This window comes from Hymenobacter caeli (assembly GCF_013294115.1).
Taxonomy (GTDB): Bacteria; Bacteroidota; Bacteroidia; order Cytophagales; family Hymenobacteraceae; genus Hymenobacter; species Hymenobacter caeli.
Genome location: NZ_JABSNP010000043.1, coordinates 1 through 1242 on the forward strand (window position 1 = coordinate 1; position 1242 = coordinate 1242).

Below are 1242 nucleotides of genomic sequence, written 5' to 3' on the forward strand. Positions count from 1 at the left end.
TGAGGTGGTCTAGTCAAGGCGCACAGAAGCAGGACGTATATTTCCTGAGTCATGAGTGCAGAAAAGACCAAGAAGACGCCGGATAAACGGCGTAAATACGACGATGCTTTCAAGGCTGAGGCCCTGCGTCTAGCCTCGGAAAGCCGCAGCACGCAAGCCGCGGCCCAGCAACTCGGCATTAGTCCCAAACTGCTCTACCGCTGGCAAGAGGCCAAACTCGTGGCCGAAGTAGGTAGTGTGGAAGTGGCCCGCGACCCGGAGGTACGCCAGCTGCGCGCCCAACTCAAGCGGGCAGAGCAGGAGCTGGATATTTTAAAAAAAGCCTTGGTCATCTTCGGCCAGCCAACCCGGTGAGCACGTACCGGTACATCGCTGAGCGGCGGGACCACGTGCCTGTACGCCAGCTCTGTCAGGTGCTGCGGGTGGCCCCGAGCGCGTACTACGCCTGGCAGCGGCAGCAACTACCAGCACCCGAGCCAGTCTGGCAAGTAGTTGTTCGAGCGCAGTTTAAGTGGCATTCCGCTCGCTACGGCACCCGCCGTTTACGCGCTGAACTGCACGCGCAAGGCTACCGGGTGGGTCGCTGGCGTATTCGGCGGGCGTTGGCCGCCGCAGGCCTACGGGCCCAGCAGCCGCGCTCCTTCGTGCCGCGCACCACCGATTCCGACCCGACTGCGCGCGCTGCCCCGAACCTGTTGCTGGGCCAGCCCGCGCCCACCGCCCCCAACCAGGTCTGGGTGGGCGATATCACCTACTTGCCCAAACAGGGCGGCGGCTGGCTCTACCTGGCTACCTGGCTCGACCGCTACTCACGCAAAATCGTGGGCTGGGACGTGCGCGAATCCATGCCCGAAGACCTGGTCAGTGAGGCCTTGCGCCGCGCCCTGGCCGTGCGCCAACCTGCGGCTGGACTGCTCATCCATTCTGACCAGGGCAGTCAGTATTCAGCCACCAACTTTAAAGACTTAATAGCGCGCCACAAGGCCGTACAAAGTATGAGCCGCCGGGGCAACTGCTACGATAATGCTCACGCCGAATCCTTTTGGAGCCGACTCAAGACCGAACTGCTTGACGGCGGCAGCTTCCGCAATCTCACCGAAGCACGCCTGGAAATCAGCCACTATCTAGCCTACTACAACGCTGAGCGGCGGCATTCGGCCCTCGGTTATCTCGCCCCCAACCACTTCGAAACCCATTTTCAAACTACGTCCCAACTCTGTGCGGCTTAGCTAGACCACCTCA

General features: G+C 61.6%; 2 protein-coding genes. Both read left to right on the plus strand.

The window, feature by feature from the left end; all coding sequences use genetic code 11:
• Positions 1-51: 51 nt before the first annotated feature.
• Positions 52-354, plus strand: coding sequence for a transposase (locus tag HNP98_RS21470; RefSeq protein ID WP_173812256.1), 303 nt, complete (start codon positions 52-54; stop codon positions 352-354).
• Positions 351-1229 (plus strand): IS3 family transposase, encoded by an 879-nt coding sequence (locus HNP98_RS21475; protein WP_173812258.1) that lies wholly within the window; start codon positions 351-353, stop codon positions 1227-1229. Before HNP98_RS21470 ends, HNP98_RS21475 begins: the two co-directional genes overlap by 4 nt.
• Positions 1230-1242: the final 13 nt, after the last annotated feature.